The following is a 348-nucleotide window of genomic DNA, read 5'->3' as shown; positions in this document are numbered from 1 at the left end:
CTTGTTGTCGGCAAGGCTGGCCTGCCCGTCGGCGGTCAGCGCGCCGGACACCAGCCTGATCGCGTTGGCGGTGACATCGCCATTGGCGTCGCGCTTCAGCGCGGCACTGAGCTGCGTCCGCTCGGCGAGCACGCCGCGCACTGCTGCCGGCAGTGCCGCGGAAGCCGCAACCGCCCTGAGGTTGAGATCGATGGCGCCATCGGCCAGGGAGACCCTTCCATTAAAGCCGCTGTCCAGTACCTCGCTCGTCACCGAGCCGCTGTCGATGACGATGGTATCGGTAGCGAGATCGCCGGCGACCTTGGCAGTAATCTTTCCGGCGAGCAGCGGCGCGATGGTCGGATTGTC

General features: G+C 67.0%; 1 protein-coding gene. It reads right to left on the bottom strand.

The genetic code is table 11. The features are described 5' to 3' along the window. Window positions 1-348: hypothetical protein (locus tag AC0L15_RS33270; RefSeq protein ID WP_287250841.1), on the bottom strand; the 348-nt coding region annotated here is incomplete at both ends.

The sequence above is a fragment of the Mesorhizobium sp. WSM4846 genome, from assembly GCF_055811415.1.
The sequence above is the reverse complement of the archived record's forward strand: the minus strand, read 5'-3'. Positions and strand labels throughout refer to the sequence as shown.